The organism is Robertmurraya kyonggiensis (assembly GCF_005116465.1).
Classification (GTDB): Bacteria; Bacillota; Bacilli; order Bacillales; family Cytobacillaceae; genus Robertmurraya; species Robertmurraya kyonggiensis.
In genome coordinates, this window is record NZ_SWBM01000020.1 from 1 (window position 1) to 3,110 (window position 3,110).

Annotated in this window: 2 protein-coding genes; both read left to right on the plus strand. The window is 56.6% G+C overall.

Translation table 11 applies throughout. The features are described 5' to 3' along the window. Nucleotides 1-475, plus strand: a 475-nt coding sequence (locus FA727_RS25535) for a ribonuclease H family protein (protein ID WP_206663858.1), incomplete at its 5' end; no start/stop codon positions are given. A 95-nt stretch (nucleotides 476-570) separates the two neighbouring features. Next, entirely contained in the window at nucleotides 571-2,460 is a 1,890-nt protein-coding gene (locus tag FA727_RS25540) for a reverse transcriptase-like protein (RefSeq protein WP_158318960.1), read from the plus strand. The last annotated feature ends 650 nt before the right edge of the window (nucleotides 2,461-3,110 follow it).

Genomic DNA, 3,110 nt, shown 5'->3' on the forward strand with positions numbered 1-3,110 from the left:
ACAGAGGGTGATGGGGTGCCTAGCGTCCCTAAGCCGCTTCATCTCTCGTCTCGGAGAGAAGGGGTTGCCTCTGTATCGACTTTTGAGGAAGTCAGAGCACTTCACCTGGACCGCGGAGGCCCAGGAAGCTCTCGATCGACTCAAAACAGCGTTAACGAACACGCCGATCCTTACCTCACCGAAAGAGGGCGAACCTCTCCTCCTCTATGTCGCAGCAACGACTCAAGTCGTCAGCGCGGTCATAGTAGTAGAAAGGAACGAGGAAGGACACTCTCTGCCGGTCCAGCGTCCGGTGTACTACATCAGCGAGGTCCTGTCCGAGACCAAGACGAGGTATCCCCACATCCAGAAGCTGATCTACGCCATTGTGTTAGCTCGACGGAAGCTGCGACATTACTTCGAGGCACACCCGGTGACCGTCGTGTCGTCGTTCCCACTTGGCGAAATCATCCAGAACCGCGAGGTCTCTGGGTGAATCTCGAAATGGTCAACGGAGCTGATGGGGGAGACCCTCGCTTATGCGCCAAGGAAAGCCATCAAGTCTCAGACCTTGGCGGACTTCGTAGCCGAATGGACCGACACCCAGCTCCCCCCTCGAAGTCCAGCCTCGACTGCTGGGAAATGTACTTCGATGGGTCGGTGATGAAGACCGGCGCCGGCGCCGGCCTACTCTTCATCTCACCCCGCGGGGAGCACGTTCGATACGTTGTGCGGCTCAACTTCCCTGCGTCCAACAACATGGCGGAATATGAAGCGCTTCTTGCTGGCTTGAAAATCGCACTCGAGCTCGGCATTAAGCGCCTCGACATCCGCGGCGACTCGCAACTGGTCGTCGATCAGGTGATGAAGGAATCCAGTTGCCACGACGAAAAAATGGCGGCATACTGCCAGGCGGTACGTAAGCTCGAAGACAAGTTCGACGGCCTCGAGCTTCACCACATCGCACGAAGGTATAATGAGGAGGCCGACGAATTGGCAAAGATCGCGTCAGGACGAGCCACCGTTCCCCCGAACGTGTTCGCCAAGGACATCGACAGACCCTCGATTACCATCGCCACCTCGGCCCAAGCCTCGACCGCATCCGACACTCAAGGGGCCGCCCTCGAACCCACGAGCGCGGAGCTCTTGGCGGACGAGGACGAGCCTATGGGATACGAAGCCTGCTCGGGAGATGAGGACGAGGCGGAGGCAATGGAAATTGACGAGGTTTCGGCACCTCGAGATTGGCGGAGCCCGTACCTCGACTGGCTCGATCAAGGCGTTTTGCCTAACGATCGAACGGAGGCAAGGCGCGTTGCGAGGAAAGCTAAACGGTTCCTCATCATCGAGGGGGAACTGTACCGACGGGGAGCCTCGGGAGTCTTGCAACGCTGCATCCCGATACCCGAAGGAAAAGAGCTTATCCTCGACATTCACGCGGGCGTGTGTGGACATCACGCCACCCCACGCACGCTCGTGGGTAATGCCTTTCGACAAGGCTTCTACTGGCCCACTGCTGTGGCAGACGCCACGGAAGTGGTACGAACCTGCGAAGGGTGCCAGTTCTACGCGCGCAAGACGCACCTACCCGCTCAGGCGCTGCAAACCATCCCCATTACGTGGCCTTTTGCCGTATGGGGCCTCGACCTTGTCGGGCCAATGGCAAAAGCGCCCGGGGGCTTCACGCACCTGCTGGTGGCGATCGACAAATTCTCCAAATGGATCGAAGCTCGACCCATCAGTAGAATCAAGTCTGAGCAGGCGGTGCTCTTCTTCACCGACATAATCCATCGGTTTGGGGTTCCAAACTCCATCATCACCGACAACGGCACCCAGTTTACAGGGAAGAAATTCTTAGAATTCTGCGACAACTTCCACATCCGAGTGGATTGGTCGGCGGTAGCCCACCCACAAACAAACGGTCAAGTAGAACGTGCCAATGGCATGATTCTGCAAGGCCTGAAGCCTAGAATTCACAACAAGCTGAAGAAGTTTGGGCACAAGTGGGTACAAGAGCTACCATCGGTGATTTGGAGTCTGAGAACGACCCCAAGCAGAGCAACAGGGTTCTCCCCATACTTCCTCGTCTTTGGGGCAGAGGCCATCCTCCCTACGGATCTGGAATATGGGTCCCCTAGGCTCCGAGCGTACCAAGAGCAGCGAAATTGCCAGGCTCGAGAGGACTCGCTCGACCAGGTCGACGAGGCTCGAGATGTGGCTTTACTCCACTCGGCGAGGTACCAGCAGAGCCTGCGTCGACAACAGGCTCGAAGGATCCGACACCGAGATCTCTGCAAAGGAGACCTCGTGTTGAGGCTTCGACAGGACAACCGAGGGCGGCACAAGCTCTCACCCCCGTGGGAGGGGCCATACATCGTCGCCGAAGTTCTCAAGCCCGGAACGTACAAGCTAGCTGACGAGGACGGGCACGTCCTCACGAACGCCTGGAACATCCAACAGCTACGTCGTTTCTATCCCTAGAGTGGCCCCGCGGCCCTCGAAATCTTTGTACATACTCTAGATTTGTGCAAGTCTTTTTGAATCAAGTGTCGATATTTTTACCCCCACAGTTTGGAAGAAAATAAAACGAACTTTTATTCCTTTCGGGCTTCGAGGAAGGTTCGGCTCTACCCTCGGTAGAGCCATCCCTCCCTCGGGGGCTACATGGGGGCTAACCCTCGAAAAAATCGTCGCTTTTCAAAAAATCCTTTGCGAAACCTCGAAGGAAACACGCTAGGCGCGAAACGGACAAGGGCAGGGTCGCCTGAGCCGAGTGTTCGCTTACGCCTCGAGGCTACGGCAGCACCTCACTTCCCTCCGCCTAAGTCATTCACGTACGATCGATCCTAGCGACGCTTTCCTCTCGAGGCACAAGCATCGGACTCAATGCATGTCGCGAAGGCACCGCATAAAAACAACATCACGTTTAAAGCAAAATAAACGATGTTCAATGAACAATTTAGTCTTACATAAAAAAGTCTAAAAGCTCTAAACTACTTCTTTACATTCGGGCTCGCTGGCCCGAGAGTTTCAGGGATCGCCCCCGCCGCCAAGGTCGTCCCAGCCGCCGCCGTCCTCGCCGGGGAAGAGGACGCCCTCGAAGTGGCCGGCAAGCACTCGCGCCGTTCCAT

Coding starts and splice junctions, on each gene's coding strand:
- FA727_RS25540 (WP_158318960.1), top strand. CDS start 571: ATGGACCGACACCCAGCTCCCCCCTCGAAGTCCAGCCTCGACTGCTGG.